The sequence below is a fragment of the Massilia sp. Leaf139 genome, from assembly GCF_001424165.1.
In the GTDB taxonomy this organism is placed as follows: domain Bacteria; phylum Pseudomonadota; class Gammaproteobacteria; order Burkholderiales; family Burkholderiaceae_D; genus Telluria.
The window spans coordinates 992,003-1,009,007 of the sequence record NZ_LMOJ01000001.1 but is presented as its reverse complement, the minus strand read 5'-3'; the positions used below and the strand labels follow the sequence as shown (position 1 = coordinate 1,009,007).

The following is a 17,005-nucleotide window of genomic DNA, read 5'->3' as shown; positions in this document are numbered from 1 at the left end:
AATTGCGGCGGCCATCAGGGGCTACTCGTCGTCTCGCTGCACCAGCCGTTCGTAAGGCGGCAGGTTGACGATCGACTTGGCCGCCTCGGCGTACACGTCCTCGAGATCGTCGGCCGCGATCTCGTACTGCAGCAGCAGTTCCTCGTCGCCCGGCACCACCCGGTCGTCGGGCAGCGTGCGCAGCCTGCGTATCTCCGCATCGATTGCCTGCACCGCGAGGGCAAGCGTCTTTCCACTGATTTCCGGCATGGCAGTTCCTTATCGTTTATTTGACCGCTTTTGCAAGCGCGATGCTGCGCACCACGGCCGCGCGCGCGAAGGTGTCGAGCGCCCCCTTGAAGGCATCGACCGTCATCGGGATCTTGGGCTCGATCTGGTAGTGCGTCGCCCTGACCGTCCTGGCCCGGTTCTGCTTCGCTCCCTTGCCCTTATGGAGCACGATCCCCTCAGGATAATCGGTTCCGTTCGGGATCTGGAAGTAGCGCCAGTCGTCGTGGCCGAACCAGCCGCTCTTGTCGTGCAGCGAGGTGCCGCCCTTCGTCTGCACCTCGAGTTCGCCGCTGACGTCGTTGCGCTTGATGTCGATGTCGGCCTGGCTGACGCGCTTGACCTTGTCGGCATCGTAGTATTCGGTCGCTTCGAAGCGCGGATAGAGGAGGCCGTCGCGCGCCACCCCCTCGATATGGAACTCGCCGTCGGATTGGCCGGTCTTCATGGCCCGGAACAGATCTGTCTTCGTCGTTGGCATGCCGTTTCCTTCCTCTGAAAAGCGTTGTATGAAATACGTCCCCGCCCGCCCGCGCGCCGGCTTACTGTCCGATATCCTTCCTCTCCAGATAGCCATCCGGCACCGCATACTCGAAATGCGTGTGGGTGCCGCAAGGCGTGACGATCACCTTCTTCATCGTCGCGACGATGTCGACACCTTTCGGACAGAACTTCGCCGTCGTCCGCAAGGGCAGCGTGCCGTCGGCCTGCGCCGCCGTCCAGATCGCGCTGACGACGCTGTCGTACCAGTTCGACTCGCCGATCGTGATCACGGTGCAGGGCCCATCCGGGCTGTTGAGACGGCGGTGATTCGCCAGCACCAGCTCCCACACATAGCGCCCGGCAATGTCGTAGTTCGGATCGGCCGCATTCGGCAATTGCGAGCCCATGTGCCCGCCGACAGCTGCCTTGTCGCCCACGATCACCAGGGCGCAGCAGGAGTCCACGTGCGGAAAATACAGTTCGTCGTCCTCGTTGGCCCATCCGGCATACGCCTTGCCGCCCACGGCCAGTGCTGGTTCGTACAAGCTCACGCGCATCGCATCTCCTATCCGGGTGATCAGTCGGCAAAATCGTAGGTGAACTCTCCGCCCTCGGCCCCGACGCGCACGCCGCCCACGGCTCCTCCGCTCATCATCCGCGTCAGGAAGGCGCGCGAGATATCGGGCAGCATGGTGTTGGTGAGAATGGCGTCGATCATGCGCCCGCCCGACTCCGACTCGGTGCAGCGCGACACCACCAGGCGCACCACCTCATCGGTGTAGGCAAACGGGATCTTGTAGCGCGCCTCGACGCGCTTCTTGATGCGCTCGAGCTGCAGGCGCACGATCTGGCCGAGCATCGCGTCCGAGAGCGGGTAATAGGGGATCGTCACCAGCCGTCCCAGCAAGGCCGGCGGGAACACCTTCAGCAGCGGCGCGCGCAGCGCCTTGGCCATCTCCTCGGGCTCCGGCATCAGCTCCGGATCCTTGCACAGGCCGGCGATCAGGTCGGTGCCGGCGTTGGTGGTGAGGATGATCAGGGTGTTCTTGAAATCGATGAAGCGCCCTTCCCCGTCTTCCATGAAACCCTTGTCGAAGACCTGGAAGAACATCTCGTGCACGTCGGGATGGGCCTTTTCGACCTCGTCGAGCAGCACCACCGAATAGGGCTTGCGGCGCACCGCCTCGGTCAGCACGCCGCCTTCGCCATAGCCGACATATCCCGGCGGCGCGCCCTTCAGCGTGGAGACCGTGTGCGCTTCCTGGTACTCGCTCATGTTGATCGTGATGAGGTTCTGCTCGCCGCCGTACAGCGCCTCCGCCAGCGCCAGCGCCGTTTCCGTCTTGCCCACGCCCGAGGTACCGGCCAGCATGAAGACGCCGATCGGTTTGCTCGGATTGTCCAGGCCCGCGCGCGAAGTCTGGATGCGCTTGGCGATCATCTCCATCGCATGATCCTGGCCGATCACGCGGCTGCTCAATGTGCGCGCGATGTTGAGGATGGTCTCCATCTCGTTCTTCGCCATGCGCCCGACCGGAATGCCCGTCCAGTCGCCCACCACCGAGGCCACGGCCTGGTAGTCCACGGTTGGCAGGATCAGCGGATGCTCGCCCTGCAGTCCGGACAGGCCCGCCTGCACCTCCTTCAGTTCGGCCATCAGGGCGCCGCGTTCTTCGGGCGCCATGGTCGGCTCGGCGCCAGCTGCGACTTCGAGCCGGCTGCCGGTGCCCTCGACCGGCTGGCCGCCGTCGCGCAGCCGCGCGCGCAGGGCCAGCAGCTTGTCGACCAGGACGCGCTCGCCGTTCCAGCGCGCTTCCAGGTTCGCGAGGCGCTCGCGCTCGAGCGTCAGCAGGTCGTTGGCATCCGCCGCGCGTTTTCCCGTCTCGATGCCGATCGCGCCCTCGCGCCGGATGATCGCCAGCTCCGTCTCCAGCGCCTCGATGCGCTTCCTGCTGTCGTCGACCTCGGCCGGCGTGGCGTGCAGGCTGACCGCCACCCGCGCGCAGGCGGTGTCGATCAGACTGACCGATTTGTCGGGCAGCTGGCGCGCCGGGATATAGCGGTGGCTGAGCCGCACCGCCGCCTCCAGCGCCTCGTCGAGGATCTGAACCTGATGGTGCTTTTCCATGGTCGAGGCGACGCCGCGCATCATCAGGATCGCCCGCTCCTCGCTCGGCTCGTCCACCTGGATGCTCTGGAAGCGCCGCGTCAGGGCCGGATCCTTCTCGATGTGCTTCTTGTATTCGGCGAAGGTGGTGGCGCCGATGGTGCGCAGGGTGCCGCGCGCCAGTGCGGGTTTCAGGAGGTTGGCGGCGTCGCCGGTGCCGGCCGCGCCGCCGGCGCCGACCAGGGTATGGGTTTCGTCGATGAAGAGGATGACCGGCTTGCTGCTGGCCTGCACCTCGTCGATCACCGAACGCAGGCGCTGCTCGAACTCGCCCTTCATGCTGGCCCCGGCCTGCAGCAGGCCGACGTCGAGCGTGCGCAGTTCCACTTCCTTCAGCGAGGGCGGCACGTCGCCGCGCGCGATGCGCTGCGCGAAGCCTTCCACCACGGCGGTCTTGCCGACGCCGGCCTCGCCTACCATGATCGGGTTGTTCTGGCGGCGCCGCATCAGGATGTCGATCATCTGGCGGATTTCGTCGTCGCGCCCGACGATCGGATCCATCTTGCCGCTCCTCGCCTGCTCGGTCAGGTCGACCGTGAATTTTTTCAGGGCTTCCTGCTTGCCCATCGCGGCCGGAGCGATGGCGCCCGAGGCCTCGCCGGGGGCGGCGGCGTTGAAACCGTCGGTCGCGGCCATCGCGCTTTCCGGCGACTCCTTCAGCAATTTGGCGAAATTGTCGCTCAGGTGTTCCAGCTTGATCTTCTCGAACTGGCGTGACATGCCGTACAGGGCATTCCTGAGGCCCGTCGTCTTGAGCAGGCCGACGATCAGGTGGCCCGAGCGGATCTGCGACTCGCCGAACAGCAGGGTGCCGTAGACCCAGGCCCGCTCGACCGATTCCTCCAGCTGCGACGAGAGATCCGTGACCGAAGTCGAGCCGCGCGGCAGGCGATCGAGCGCGGCGGTCAGGTCGCGCGCCAGCGCCGCCGGGTCGAGCTCGTACTGGCGCAGGATGCGCACCAGATCCGAATCCTGCAGCTGCAGCAGCTGGTGCATCCAGTGCACCAGTTCCACGTACGGATTCCCGCGCAGCTTGCAGAACACGGTGCTGCTTTCGATCGCCCGGTAGCACAGGCTGTTGAGCTTTCCAAACAATGCCACACGACTGATATCGGCCATGACGTCCCCTCCCTGGTATTCCCGCGTTGGTTATTCTCTTGTGTGTTGCTGCCTCTGCGTGCCCCCGTGATCGATGCGGTCGGGTTGGATCAGCATCCCGTCGGGATCGCGGCAAGCCGGGGTGCTCGCCACCCAGCTGCTCCAGCCGATCCGGGTCGGGCCGCCCAGGCGCAGCGGCGGCCGTTCATCTTTTCTGAGCACCAGGCGCAGATCCCAGTCGAGGCCCATGCCGGCATAGCTGCGTACCCAGTCGCGCAGGCGGCGCAGGCTGTCCCCGCCCGGCAGGAAGCGCTCGTAGTCGGCGTAGCCCACCGGGCCGATCACGATGCGGAACTTGTGCTGGCAATCCCAGACGCTCTTGCCGAGCACCAGCGACCTGCCCAGGCGGTTGCCGTCTTCCGGCATACCGATGCGGCTCTGCACCTCGGGCGGCAGCCGCATCCAGTGGCCGACGAACTGTTCGATCCGCACCGGCAAGCCGAAATAGCTGCGCAGGATGGTGACCAGGCTTGCGGCCGGGCGCGTCTTGTTGGCCAGCAGGCCGGCGAAATGGAGCTTGGCGAAGTCGCCGATCTCGTCGCGCTCGCGCAGGGCCGGGGCGCCGATGCCGAACAGGCTGCCGACAAAGGCGGAAAAGCGGTCGCCATCGTCGCGGTCGAGGCTGATCACCGGTTCGCTCGCCGCCCGTGCGCGGTAGAACAGCGAGACCATGCGGTGGTGGAAGACGTCGAGAAAGGCCAGCATGGTGGCGTCGCCGCCCTGGCGCAGGCGGTCGCGCACGTATTCCGTAATATGCAGCGGCAGCGGGCCGTTGGCGCCCATCAGGCCGAAGAAGTTGACGGCCAGGCGCGCCCGGCCCTCGCCGTCGGCGCGCTTGAAACCCGCCAGCGCGCCCGGATGGAACACCAGTTCCGCATCCTGGCCGAAGCGCACCGCATCGTCGCGTGGACGCAGCGAAGTGCCGATGCGCGGCAGCTCGGGCCGCGCGTTCTCGATCAGGCGCAGCACCTGGTAGAAATCCATGCGCGCCGCCTCGCGTTCGAGCAGCAGCGCCAGCTCTACAGGATCGCGCATGCGCCCGCCTTTGCCGGCCAGCGCATGATCTCGCCGCGCCCCACAGTCCGGATGGTCGTTTCGGTGAACGCATTGATCGACGCGTACTGGGCGAAGAATTCGCTCAGCACGGCCCCCAGCACGAAGGCGCCGCTGCCCTCGAAGGCGGCGTCGTCGAGCGTGACGGTGATGCCGATGCCGCGCCCCACCGCGATCGGCCCGGGCGAAGGCATGCGACGCGTGACCGCTTTCGAGGAAATCGAACGCACGCCCTCGACCTGGCGCTGGGCGTTCAGGTCGGAGCGGTGGCAGTACAGGGCCAGCATTTCGCGCAGCGCGACCGCGCCCTGGTCGGGATCGGTGTCGAGCAGCGACAGGTAATTGAGCGAGAGCCCGTTCAGCAGGCGCCAGGCCACGCTGCCCTCGGCGAACGAGGGATAGGGCTGGCTCGGCCCGGCGACGCAGCGCACGGCCGTCACCGGGGCGCCGTCGTCGAGGATGAAATCGGTCTTTCCGACGCCGATCGGCATCGATAGCGGCAGGTCGCGGTTGGTGCACCAGACCGACAGGCCGAGCTGGCGCAGGTCGGCCGAGTATGGCGCTTCGGCGGCGTCGACGATGGCGATGAAGGCTTCGCTGCCGACATAGCTCGAACGCGGCCCGTCGCGGCGCTGGCGCTGCGACAGCTGGCGTGGCTCGCGCCGCAGCTGAAAAAAGGCCCGCCCCCGCTGCGGCATGCCGATGTCGCGCGCCTCGTAGAAGGGCTGGAAGGACTGCTCGGCGCCGGGGCCGGTGCCGTAGCCGGTTACCGACTCGACCTGATAGACCTCGTAGTCGAGCGGACGGGTGCGGTCGACCAGCACGTGGTATTCGAACTGCTCGCCGCTGACGTTGATGCGGTCGGCGCGGCGCTGGAACAGGTTCACGGCCGGGGTGCAGTGCAAGGCGAGGTTGGAGGCGTCGAGCGTCTTTTCCAGCTGCGGGTCGAGCCGGTTGAGGAGGATGGTGAGTTCGATCTCCTTGTCCGGACAGCCGCGCAGCGCCGCCTGCAGGCCGCCGATCTCGACGAACTGGAAGCGCTGCGGGAAGGCGAAGTATTCCTGCAGCAGGCGGTAGCCCGCGAAGCTGCGCTCGCCGCTCGGCAGCAGCGCCTCGTCCTCGGCGAAGCCGGGCTGGCGCAGCGCCGTCTTCGGCAGCAGCCGGTGCCAGGCAGCGGGCCGCGTCACCGGCGTCGCCAGCACGCCCTCGACGCCGGCCAGGAGCGACTCCAGGATCCGCACCGGCATCTCGTCGGCGCCGCGCAGGTGCAGGCTCAGGACGTCGAGCGGCAGGTCGCGAAAGGGCGCGCCGCTGCTGCGCAGGCGCAGGCGCAGCCCGGCCTTGGCCTGGGCCGGCAGCTGCAGGTTCAGGCCGGCCTGGCTGCCGCCCAGGGCGAACAGCTTGGCTTCCACCAGTTCGATCGGCCACAGGGTCAGCGCGTGCGCGGTGCGGTATTCGCAAGCCGTGTTGTCGCCCTTGCCCAGCACGCTGCGCATGGCGCTGCCGCGCGGGACGACGAAACCCTTCTGCAGGGCCGGATTGGCGAAGTCGGGCTGGAGCTGCACCACCGTCATCGACGGCGTCGGCGCCAGCAGGTGCGGATAGACCAGCTCTGCCAGGTGCTGGGTAAAGCGCGGGAATTCGGCGTCGAGCTTCATCTGCACGCGCGCGGCCATGAAGCTGAAGCCTTCCAGCAGACGCTCCACATACGGGTCGGCGCATTCGAAGCCGTCCAGGCCGAGGCGGCCGGCGATCTTCGGGAATTCCTGGGCGAACTCGCCGCCCACTTCGCGCAGGTGCTGCAGCTCCTGGCTGTAATAGCGCAGCAGGCGCGGGTTCATGCGGCGCTCCTGCCGCTCATCTCCGACACCAGCACGGCGCCCCGCTCGAGGTCGAGTTCGGTCTTCAGGTAGAGGCGCTCCGGATAGGGCTGGGCCCAGAGGTCGGCTTCGATGTCGAAGGTCAGGGTGTTTTTGTCGGCGCTGGCCATGCGCGCCTTGACGCTGACCGTATTGCGGATCAGGCGCGGCTCGAAGTCCCAGATCGCCTGGCGGATGCCGCGTTCGAGCTGGGCGACGTTCAGGCTGCCGACCGCGTGGCCGGACATGGCGGGAATGCCGTAGTTGAGCACCGAGTTCGCGACGTGCGGCAGGCTCGCCGTGCCGGCCACCGAGAGCAGGTTGGTCGTATTCAGGAGCCAGGCCAGGTCGCGCAGCACGCCCGCACGCAGGGTGCGCAGCGACAGCACGCGCCGGTCGCGCGGCTCGCTGCTGGCGCCGGGTTCGTCGTCGCTGAGGCGGTCGAGAAGGCTCGGCTGCAGGCGTTCGCGCGGCGCCAGTTCAGCCATGGACTGCTCCGCCCTCTCCCGCGGCGATCTCCGTTTCGGCCTCGGCGTCCGGTTCGAACTCGATCAGGCGTACGTCCATCAGCGCGTAATCGCCGGCGTCGCTGGCGAACATGCGCTGGCCGACGCCGGCGTCGCCCGCGCCATGCGCCACCCATTCGGTGCGGCGCGCCAGCAGCAGGGCGTCGTCCTGCAGCGCCAGCGTTCCCTCGTAGCGGGTCGGAATCAGGCCGACCGTCTGCGCGCCGTTGGCCCAGGTGAAGCTGGCCGCGCTCCAGACGGTGTCGCGCAGGTCGCTCGGGGCCTCGAGTTCGATGCGGCGGATGCGGCAGAAGGGAATCCAGAAATAGCGGCCGTTGACGATGGCCTCGAGCACCGGGCCGAGGCGGCTGTCGGCGTCGCCCAGCCAGGCGAAAGGTGCGCCGTCGATGCTGCCGGGCGAGGCCGGCGCGCACTCGAAGGCTTGGGCGCGGGCCGCCGCGGCGCGCGCCGGATCGCTGCGGTCGTGGCGCAGCGCGTCGATCAGCTGGGCCAGCCAGGGCTGGGGCTCGCCGAAGATCAGCGGCGCGCGCTTGCCGGCGAAGATGTCGGCGCGCAGCGCCTCGCACTGGATCGCTTCGCGGTAGGTCTGCACCATCGGCAGCGTGGCTGCGTCGAGTTCGCCGGCCACGTTCAGCTGGGTCAGCGCGCGTTCCCATTCGCCGCGCACGCACAGCAGCTGGAACAGGAATACGCGCAGGCGGGCGTCGCTGCCGTTCTTGCGCACCTCGGCCTGCAGCGCGGCCAGGGCGCCGCCGAGGTCTCCATCACGAATGAGCTGTTGCGCGGTCATGCGGTGCTCCTCCGCCGGCGGTCGGCGGCGAAAAAAATCGGTGGATACGTGAAAGGTGCCGCCGCGGCGGGCGCGGCGGCACGATACTGCAGCTCAGTGCATGCTTAGGCCACGTCGCCGTGGTTCTCGGCGATGTCCCAGGTGAAGGTCTTGTCGCCCGCCACGGTACCCTTGGCGTCTTGCGGCGTGTAGGCGAAGCTGACCTTGGCGAAGTTGAGCGTGACGTTCTCGGTCAGGCGATCCTCGCCGCCGCTGCCGCCGGTCGAAACCGAAGTCACCAGCACCTCCTCCATCGTGATGCCGATGTACTTGGTCTGGCCCTCGCCCGCCTTGCGTGCCATGAGCACGCACTTCTCGATGTGGGTGCCCTTGGCCAGCGCGTTCATCAGCGCATGGCTCGAACTGTCGACATACTTGGTGAACGACAGATCCTGGAAGTTGGCCTTGCCGGCGCCCCCGCCCCCGCCCATGTGGGTCGTGCCCGACTGGCTCATGCCCCAGCTCCAGGCCAGAACGTCGATGTCGCCTTTCGGGCCCTGCACCTTGTCGCGCGACTCGCCCTTGATCTTGGCGCCCATGTTGATGAACATATCCAATGCCATGTCTTCTCTCCTCTGAGGCCGGTCACCCATGGACCGGCGTTGGTTGAACATCCCGAGTTAGGTTCTTTGTACTCAAGCCGCTTTCGCCGACGGCAGCTTCGACACCAGGCGCAGCGACACGGTCAGGCCTTCGAGCTGGTAATGCGGGCGCAGGAAGAACTTCGACGTGTAGTAGCCCGGATTGCCTTCCACTTCCTCCAGCACCACCTCGGCTGCCGCCAGCGGCTTCTTCGCCTTGGTCGATTCGCTCGAACTGGCAGGATCGCCGTCGACGTACTGCATGATCCATTTGGTCAGCCAGCGCTGCATCTCGTCCTTTTCCTTGAACGAGCCGAGCTTGTCGCGCACGATGCACTTCAGGTAGTGCGCGAAGCGCGTGGTCGCGAACAGATAAGGCAGGCGCGCCGCCAGGTTGGCGTTGGCAGTGGCGTCCGGATCGTCGTATTCAGCCGGCTTGTGCAGCGACTGGGCGCCGATGAAGGCGGCGAAATCGGTGTTCTTCTTGTGCACCAGAGGCATGAAGCCGTTGGCCGCCAGCTCCGCTTCGCGCCGGTCGGAGATCGCGATCTCGGTCGGGCACTGCATGTCGACCCCGCCGTCGTCGGTCGGGAAGGAATGCACCGGCAGGCCCTCGACCGCGCCGCCGGACTCGATGCCGCGGATGCGCGAGCACCAGCCGTACTCCTTGAACGAGCGGTTGATGTTGACGCCCATCGCATAGGCCGCGTTGGCCCAGGTGTAGTTCTTGCTGCCGGGCGCCGCGGTGTTTTCCTCGAAGTCGAATTCGTCGACCGGATTGGTGCGCGCGCCGTAGGGCTGGCGCGCCAGGAAGCGCGGCATGGCCAGGGCCACGTAGCGCGAATCCTCGGATTCGCGGAAGGAGCGCCAGGCGGCATGCTCGGGGGTCTGGAAGATCTTGGTGAGGTCGCGCGGATTGGCCAGCTCCTGCCAGGATTCCATCAGCATCACCGAGGGTGCGGCGGCGGCGATGAAGGGCGCGTGGGCGGCGGCGGCCAACTTCGACATCGACGCGAGCAGCTCGACATCGGGCGCGCTGTTGTCGAAATAATAGTCGGCGACGATGGCGCCGTAGGGCTGGCCGCCGAACTGGCCGAACTCCTCCTCGTACATCTTCTTGAAGATCGGACTCTGGTCCCAGGCCGTGCCCTTGAACTTCTTGAGCGTCTTGCCCAGGTCGTTCTTCGAGATGTTCATCACCCGGATCTTGAGCATCTCGTCGGTCTCGGTATTGTTGACGAGGTAGTGCAGGCCGCGCCAGGCGCCTTCGAGCGACTGGAATTCCGGCGTGTGCAGGATCAGGTTGATCTGGTCGGACAGCTTCTTGTCGAGGGCGGCGATCAGGCTCTCGATCGTCGCGAGGACGTCGCCGGAAACCAGCTTGCTGCCGACCAGGGCCTGCTCGGCCAGCGTACGTACGGCGTTCTCGACCGACTCGCGCGCCTTGTCCGATTGCGGCTTGAATTCCTTTTGCAGCAGGCTGCCGAAGTCGCTCAGCTCCAGCGTGCCGCTGTCCCGTTCCATCTGTGCTTGTTGTTCAGCCATCGTGTCCTCCGCCGGTCTCAGGATTGTTGTTCTTGCGGCTTGGGCGCCGAAGTCAGGGCCTGCATGAGGGCAGGTTCGGCGAGCAGCTTGGCGATCAGTTCCTCGGCGCCGGTCTTGCCGTCCATGTAGGTCATCAGGTTCGAGAGCTGGGTGCGCGCCTCCAGAAGCTTGTTGAGCGAGCCCACCTTGCGCGCCACGGCGGCCGGGGTGAAGTCGTCCATGCTCTCGAAGGTCATCTCGACCGCCAGGTTGCCCTCGCCGGTGAGCGTGTTCGGCACCTGCACGGCGACGCGCGGCTTCATGGCCTTCAGGCGCTCGTCGAAGTTGTCGACGTCGATCTCGAGGAACTTGCGCTCGGCGACCGGCGCCAGCGGCGCGACCGGCTGGCCGGACAGGTCGGCCATCACGCCCATCACGAAGGGCAGCTGCACCTTCTTCTCGGCGCCGTAGACTTCGACGTCGTACTCGATCTGCACGCGCGGCGCGCGGTTGCGTGCGATGAACTTCTGGCTACTCTCTTTGCCCACGATTGACACCCCCTTGAATGAACGACACGGTTGTTTTTTTCCGAACCTCTGCGGTTCCAACGTTCCAACGTTCTGCTGTTCTGTGGTACTGCGCGAATCCGCCGCCGGCGGCCTAGTAGTCGCTGGCCTGCTCCGTGCCGTCCGGCCCGCGGATGACGTTCAGTTGCGGGACGCCGTCCGGCGCCAGATCCTGCATGAGTTCGAAGAAGTTCATCGGCACCAGGCGCTTGGCGCGCGCGAGCAGGATCGGGATCGGGCTCGATGGTTCATGGCGGGCGTAGTAGTCGGCCAGCTTGTCGAGCATGCGCAGCACGTCCTCGCGGCTGTCGATGTCGCCGCTGATGCCCATGCGCGCGCCGCGCGGCACGGCCCCGCCGGGAACGGCGATCGCGCCCGCCGCGGGGAGCGCGTCGGACGCGGCGTCCCCTTCCGCCTGCGCTCCCGCGCCGCCCTGGCGCGCCAGGAAATCGTGGGCCTTGCGCAAGGGACGGCTGAGGGCGTCGAGATTGAGCGCCTGCGAGCTGCCGACCTGGCGCACCAGGATCACTTCGATATTCACCACGCTGTCGAGGGCGCCCTTGACGGCGGAGACGGCGGCGGCCAGCTTCTCCGGATCGAGGTCGGCGATCGCGCTCTCGAGCGAGGCGGTGGCGATCTTTTCCTGCCCGGCCGGCGGCGCCTGTTCGCCGTTGGCGACTTCGAGCAGCTTGATGGTGAGCGGGCCGAGGCCCGGCAGCACGACCAGCGTCGCCTCCTTCAGTTCGCGCACCAGGGTGCCGCTGTCGGCGAGGATCGCCAGGGAATTGATGCGCAGGGTCGGATCGTTGCCGTCGTCGGCGTCGAGCAGCGGATGGACGCTGTCCCAGCGCGTGTCGAGCAGGCGCTCGATCAGGCGCAGGCCGTCGGCCAGGCCGGCGATGCCGGACAGGGCAAGGTTCGCGCGCAGCAGGTGGATCGCCAGGCGCAGGTCGCGGCTGCGTTCGAGCAGCGCGGCGGCCATGCGCCGCACGACCTTCCAGTCGGGCGGAACGGCGGGGGTGATGGTCTCGCCATACTGCACTTCGGGCTTGCCGAGTGCTTCCTGTTCCAGGGCGAGAAAGGCCGGGTCGTATTCCAGATCCGGCCCGCAGGGCGTGTCTGGGCCGATCTCCAGCAACAAGGCATCGACATCGATAGTGCTCATCCGTACTCCGGCAACATGCAGCGTTAGCGTTACATGAATAGAACCGTGTAGCTGTTTATGCGCACCCGTTACATAGACGCGTGCGCCACCTGGATGGCGCCCGGCCCGCCTGTTTGTAGGTTGACCGGGAGATCTTGGACAGAACAAATACTAAACGAACTACCAAGAATAAATACACAAAAATTATCGTTTTTTTCAAAAATAGTTGTTTATTCGAGCACGCGGCCATACGCCTCGGCGCCGGCCCATGCACGCCGCGTGGCGCAGGCGCGTTCGGCATACGGCCCGCAGGAACAGGCGTCCTGCGAAGGCGCCGGAAAATCGGCGCTGCCTTGCGTGTCCATCGCATCGCGCGCCAGCCTTGCCATGGAAGTTGATGACAAGCCGCCGCCGAGTGGCACATAATGAATAATCCAGTCCGCGATCGACCACCCATGAGCCATCCGCCCGACGACGACCGCACCGTTCTCTCCATTTCCGGCACGGCGCCGCCGCCGAACGCGCACGAGCGCGGCAATGCGCTGCCGGCCGGTACCCGGCTGGGCGAGTTCGAGATCACGGGCGTGCTGGGCGAAGGCGGCTTCGGCATCGTCTACTGCGCGCTCGACACTTCGCTCGAACGCCAGGTCGCGCTCAAGGAGTACATGCCCTCCTTCGCGTGGCGCGCGACCCAGGCCCACGTCAGCGTCATCTCCAGCCAGAACGCGGACAGCTTCGAAGCGGGCCGGCGCAGCTTCATCAACGAGGCGCGCCTGCTGGCCCAGTTCGACCATCCCTCGCTGGTCAAGGTCTACCGCTTCTGGGAAGCGAACGGCACCGCCTACATGGTGATGCCGTATTACCGCGGCCCGACGCTGAAGGAAGCGCTCAAGGCGCGCGCCGAGCCGCCTGACGAAGCCTGGCTGCGCGCCCTGCTCGCGCCCCTGCTCGACGCGCTCGAGGTGATCCACCAGCACCAGTGCTTCCACCGCGATATCGCGCCTGACAACATCCTGATGCTCGAGGAAGGACGCCCGCTGCTGCTCGACTTCGGCGCGGCGCGCCGCGCGATCGGCGACATGAACCAGGCCTTCACCGTCATCCTCAAGCAGAACTACGCGCCGATCGAACAGTATGCCGAGATGCCGGGCATGCGCCAGGGCGCCTGGACCGACCTGTACGCGCTGGCCTCGGTGGTGCACTTCGCCATCGCCGGCGAGGCGCCGCCGCAGGCCGTGGGGCGCATGCTGGCCGACCCGTATGTGCCGCTCGCGGCGCGCTACGCCGACCGCTACAGCCGCGCTTTTCTCGAGGCGATCGACCGCGCCCTCGCCTTCCGGCCCGAGGAGCGGCCGCAAAGCGTGGCCGAGATGCGCGCGCTGCTGGGCTTCGATGCGGCGCCGCGCGAGAAGACCGAAGCACGGCCGGCGCCGGCGCATGCGCCGGCACCTGCGCCCGCCTCTATGGCTGCAACTACGTCTGCATCCACGCCTGCCGCGTCCCCTGCCGCCGCAACGCAACGCAAGGGCCGAAGCACCATGCTCCTGGCGGGGCTCGGCGTCGCCGTACTCGGCGCGGCCGGGCTATTCGCCTACCTGCAGCGGGAGGCGCCGCCGCCCGTCCCGGACAGCACGCCCGCGGCCGCAACAGAAGCAGCGCCCGCGCCATCCGCACCACCGGCGCCGCCCGCGCCCGCATCCACGCCGGCAGTCACCCCCGCATTCACGCCCAACGGCGCTCTCGACGCCCTGCTGGCCGGCGCCAGCCCGGAGCGCAAGGTGAGCGTCGAGGTGCCGAACACGCGCCTGCGGATCGACCGCGACCGCTTCAGCTTCTCGATCCGTTCCTCGCATCCGGGCCACGTCTACGTCTACATGGTCGGAACCCGTGGCGACGACTTCCACCTGCTGCTGCCGAACGCAGTGGACAAGGACAACCGCATCCGGCCCGGCGAGGTACTCAGCCTGCCGCGTGCGAAATGGAAGTTCGTGGCCTCCGGGCCGGCAGGCACCGACCGCTTCGTGGTGATGGTGTCGGATGCGCCGCGCGACTTCGGCGCGACGGGCCTGGGCGCGGGCGACCCTTTCCCCGCCTTTCCGCTCGAGCGCGCGGCCGCCTTGCAGCGTGCCCACACCGGCGCCGCCCCTCTGTACGCGGGCGTTCCCAGCTGCGCATCGGCGCCCTGTCCGGCCGCCTACGGCGCGACGGCATTCACCATCGACGAGGTGGCGAACTAGCCCAAGCCGCCAGCCAGGTACGCCTTGGCAAACGATCAGCGCGACAGGTTGACGATGGTGACGCGGCGGTTCTCGGGCGCGTCCGGATTCTGCCGATCGATCGGTTCGCTGTCGCCCTTGCCGACCGCGTCCAGCCGCGCGCGGTCGATGCGCGCGGTGTCGACCAGGTAGTCGCGCACCGATTCGGCCCGCAACTGAGACAGCTTCAGGTTGGCGGCGGACACTCCGCGCGGATCGGCATGGCCCTCGATGGCGAAGCGCGCGGCCGCCAGCTTCTCGGACGCCAGCGCCTGCCCGACGACGTCGAGCGACTGGCGCGCACGCGGGGTCAGGTTGGCGGAGTTGGTGTCGAAGGTGATCGTCAGCGAGACCTTGGCCGGCTTCGACGATACCGGCGCGGTGCCAACGTCGTCGCGCACCATGCGGATGCTGCGGGTACGGACGGGCGGCTTGGGTTCCGCTGGCGCCAGGGCATCGACCAGGGTGCCGACGTCGACATGCCCTTCCTTGAGCACCGGGCCTTCCTGGGCCAGCGCGGGCAAGGCAACGGCCAACGAAGCCAGGGCGGCCAGCAGCGAACGTGCATTCATGTCGAACTCCTCGGTCATTAATGGTTCCAGGGAAAATCGATGCGCCGCAGCGGCCGGCGGCCGCTTGGAGCGGACTTGTCAGGAATCGTAGCCGACCCCGACCCAATGTTCAATGACTTTGCGTTGCCGTCTGCCGGCGGGCCGGCACCGGCTCGACCGGTTGCGCCTTCACCACACGTTCAAAATCAATTTACCAACAATTAAATTTAGCGCACTATCTTAAAAACTATTTATCTAGTTATCGGCCGCGTTGTTGCCGGCCGTCGAGATCACCGGTCGCGCAAGCGGAACCACGACCGCCCCTGCAAGTCGAGGGACGGCAAGCATCCCTGCTGCCGTCCTACAGGAGAATACCGATGGCCAGGTCTGCCCGCGTTCCAGGTTTGCCGCGTTTTTCGCCGCGTCCTTCGCCGTGTCTTTCGCCGATCTTGCGCGTGCTCTTGCAGGCAGGCGCCCTGTGCTTTGCCGTCCCTGGGTTCGCCGCAGGCCAGCAGGGCGCGGCGCCCATTTCCGGCGTTCGCGTCGAGGGCAACACCCTGCTGCCCGAGCCTCGGCTGGCGGCGCTGACGGCGGGCCTGGCCGGCACCCGGCCCGGCATGGCGGAGCTGGAAGCGCTGGCGCTGCGCATCCAGAACGCCTACCGCGACGCCGGCTACGGCGGCGTCGTCGCCTATGTGCCGGCCCAGGAGAGCACCGACGGCATCGTCGTGGTGCGCGTGGTCGAGGGCAAGCTGGCCGCGGTGCGGGTCAGCGGCAACGCCCACTTCGACACGGCCAACGTGCGCGCCGGGCTCCCCAGCCTGCGCGAAGGGACGACGCCGCTGGTGCGCGCGGTCGACCGCGAGATCCAGCTCAGCAACGACAATCCCGCCAAGCAGGTGCAGGTGACGCTGGCGGCGGGCGCGCGCCCCGGCGAGATCGACGCCGAGGTGGGCGTCGCCGACAGCAACCCGCTGCAGTACCTGCTCGGCTACGCCAATACCGGCACCCGGAGTTCGGGCCGGCACCGCATCAGCGTCGGCGTCCAGAACGCCAACCTGTTCGGCCGCGACCACGTCGGCACCCTGCAATTCCAGACCTCGCCGGAGAACCCCGACCGCGTACGCATCTTCAGCGCCGGCTACCGGCTGCCGCTGTATGCGCAGGCCGCTTCGATCGACGCCTTCGTGGCCCACTCCACGGTCAGCATCGGCACCACCCTGACGACCGCCGGCCCGCTCTCCTTCACCGGCAAGGGAACGGTTGCCGGGCTGCGCATGAACCGCCATCTCGACCGGATCGGCGAATACGACCATCACGTGACGGTCGGGCTGGACTGGCGCGACTACGACGACGAGTGCTCGGTCGGCGACTTCGGCGCGGCCGGCTGCGGCGCCGCCGCCGTCGATCTGCGCACCGTCCCGCTGAGCATCGCCTATGGCGGCCAGCGCGACGGCAAGCTCATCGACTACGGCGTTCATGCGGCCCTGTCGGTGAACGCCGGCGGCAGCGACGGAGCCGCGTTCGAAGCGGCGCGGCGCGGGGCGCGGCGCCATTACGCGATCGCGCGCCTGACCGGCTTCGTCGACCGCAGCGTCGGCGTGTTTTCCATCGCGGCGCGCGTGGAACTGCAATACAGCCCGCACCAGTTGATCGCGGCCGAGAAGTTCGGGCTGGGCGGCGCGGCCAGCGTGCGCGGCTACCTGGATCGGGAAGTCAGCGGCGACACCGGCTACCTGGTGCGTCTGGAAGCCTCGGCGCCCATGCCCGGCCTGGCCGAGGGCCTGCGCCTGCGGCCTTTCGTCTTCCTCGACCATGGCCGCGTACGCAACCACGGCGACGCGCCCTGCCGCGACCTCGCCACCCGTTCCTGCGACCTGAGCGGCGCCGGCATCGGCACCCGCGTCGCCTTCCGGCGCAACGCCAGCGCCAGCGTCGACATCGGACGCGCCCTCTCGCGCGGCACGTCCACGTCCGCGCGCGACGTGCGCGGCCACGTCGCCATCAACCTCGTTTTCTGAAAGGCGCTGCTCGCGGCGCC

Annotated in this window: 16 protein-coding genes; 2 read left to right on the top strand and 14 right to left on the bottom strand. The window is 67.6% G+C overall.

Features of this window, described 5'->3' with window-relative positions; all coding sequences use genetic code 11:
- Nucleotides 1-21: 21 nt before the first annotated feature.
- From ASF77_RS04445 to ASF77_RS24020, 13 genes are all read right to left on the bottom strand, one after another.
- A complete protein-coding gene (locus ASF77_RS04445; protein WP_056334961.1) occupies nucleotides 22-249 on the bottom strand; it encodes a hypothetical protein in 228 nt (75 codons plus the stop codon).
- 16 nt (nucleotides 250-265) lie between these two features.
- Nucleotides 266-748: a hypothetical protein gene (locus tag ASF77_RS04440; RefSeq protein ID WP_156648723.1), complete on the bottom strand. Its 483-nt coding sequence runs from the start codon at nucleotides 746-748 to the stop codon at nucleotides 266-268.
- A 61-nt stretch (nucleotides 749-809) separates the two neighbouring features.
- A complete protein-coding gene (locus tag ASF77_RS04435; RefSeq protein ID WP_056334956.1) occupies nucleotides 810-1,307 on the bottom strand; it encodes a hypothetical protein in 498 nt (165 codons plus the stop codon).
- A gap of 20 nt (nucleotides 1,308-1,327) precedes the next feature.
- Nucleotides 1,328-4,036: a type VI secretion system ATPase TssH gene (gene tssH / locus ASF77_RS04430; RefSeq protein WP_056334953.1), complete on the bottom strand. Its 2,709-nt coding sequence runs from the start codon at nucleotides 4,034-4,036 to the stop codon at nucleotides 1,328-1,330.
- A 30-nt stretch (nucleotides 4,037-4,066) separates the two neighbouring features.
- Nucleotides 4,067-5,110, bottom strand: a complete 1,044-nt coding sequence (gene tssG / locus ASF77_RS04425) for a type VI secretion system baseplate subunit TssG (protein WP_082493547.1) — start codon at nucleotides 5,108-5,110, stop codon at nucleotides 4,067-4,069.
- Nucleotides 5,095-6,969, bottom strand: a complete 1,875-nt coding sequence (tssF, locus tag ASF77_RS04420; protein ID WP_056334950.1) for a type VI secretion system baseplate subunit TssF — start codon at nucleotides 6,967-6,969, stop codon at nucleotides 5,095-5,097. The genes tssG and tssF overlap by 16 nt, the downstream gene beginning before the upstream one ends.
- The gene (tssE, locus tag ASF77_RS04415) at nucleotides 6,966-7,475 is read right to left on the bottom strand and encodes a type VI secretion system baseplate subunit TssE (RefSeq protein ID WP_056334946.1); all 510 of its coding nucleotides are present in this window, start codon (nucleotides 7,473-7,475) and stop codon (nucleotides 6,966-6,968) included. The genes tssF and tssE overlap by 4 nt, the downstream gene beginning before the upstream one ends.
- Nucleotides 7,468-8,304 carry a type VI secretion system accessory protein TagJ gene (locus tag ASF77_RS04410; RefSeq protein WP_056334942.1) on the bottom strand — a complete coding sequence of 279 codons (837 nt, stop codon included), beginning with the start codon at nucleotides 8,302-8,304 and terminating at the stop codon, nucleotides 7,468-7,470. Before ASF77_RS04410 ends, tssE begins: the two co-directional genes overlap by 8 nt.
- Nucleotides 8,305-8,408: 104 nt before the next feature.
- Nucleotides 8,409-8,906: a type VI secretion system tube protein Hcp gene (locus ASF77_RS04405; protein ID WP_056334939.1), complete on the bottom strand. Its 498-nt coding sequence runs from the start codon at nucleotides 8,904-8,906 to the stop codon at nucleotides 8,409-8,411.
- 72 nt (nucleotides 8,907-8,978) lie between these two features.
- Complete coding sequence (tssC, locus tag ASF77_RS04400; protein ID WP_056334937.1) at nucleotides 8,979-10,469, bottom strand: type VI secretion system contractile sheath large subunit; 1,491 nt, start codon at nucleotides 10,467-10,469, stop codon at nucleotides 8,979-8,981.
- A gap of 17 nt (nucleotides 10,470-10,486) precedes the next feature.
- On the bottom strand, nucleotides 10,487-10,996 hold the full coding sequence (gene tssB, locus ASF77_RS04395) for a type VI secretion system contractile sheath small subunit (RefSeq protein WP_056336379.1): 510 nt from the start codon (nucleotides 10,994-10,996) through the stop codon (nucleotides 10,487-10,489).
- A 112-nt stretch (nucleotides 10,997-11,108) separates the two neighbouring features.
- A complete protein-coding gene (tssA, locus tag ASF77_RS04390; protein WP_056334933.1) occupies nucleotides 11,109-12,179 on the bottom strand; it encodes a type VI secretion system protein TssA in 1,071 nt (356 codons plus the stop codon).
- 209 nt (nucleotides 12,180-12,388) lie between these two features.
- Complete coding sequence (locus ASF77_RS24020; protein WP_156648722.1) at nucleotides 12,389-12,562, bottom strand: hypothetical protein; 174 nt, start codon at nucleotides 12,560-12,562, stop codon at nucleotides 12,389-12,391.
- 51 nt (nucleotides 12,563-12,613) lie between these two features.
- Between ASF77_RS24020 and ASF77_RS04385 the strand changes: the two genes are divergently transcribed.
- Nucleotides 12,614-14,395, top strand: coding sequence for a serine/threonine-protein kinase (locus tag ASF77_RS04385; protein ID WP_156648721.1), 1,782 nt, complete (start codon nucleotides 12,614-12,616; stop codon nucleotides 14,393-14,395).
- Between the two features lie 35 nt (nucleotides 14,396-14,430).
- On the opposite strand, the gene ASF77_RS04380 is transcribed toward ASF77_RS04385, so the two are convergent.
- Nucleotides 14,431-14,985 (bottom strand): OmpA family protein, encoded by a 555-nt coding sequence (locus ASF77_RS04380; protein WP_162244825.1) that lies wholly within the window; start codon nucleotides 14,983-14,985, stop codon nucleotides 14,431-14,433.
- A gap of 434 nt (nucleotides 14,986-15,419) precedes the next feature.
- Between ASF77_RS04380 and ASF77_RS04375 the strand changes: the two genes are divergently transcribed.
- Nucleotides 15,420-16,985: a ShlB/FhaC/HecB family hemolysin secretion/activation protein gene (locus ASF77_RS04375; RefSeq protein WP_162244824.1), complete on the top strand. Its 1,566-nt coding sequence runs from the start codon at nucleotides 15,420-15,422 to the stop codon at nucleotides 16,983-16,985.
- Nucleotides 16,986-17,005 lie beyond the last annotated feature (20 nt).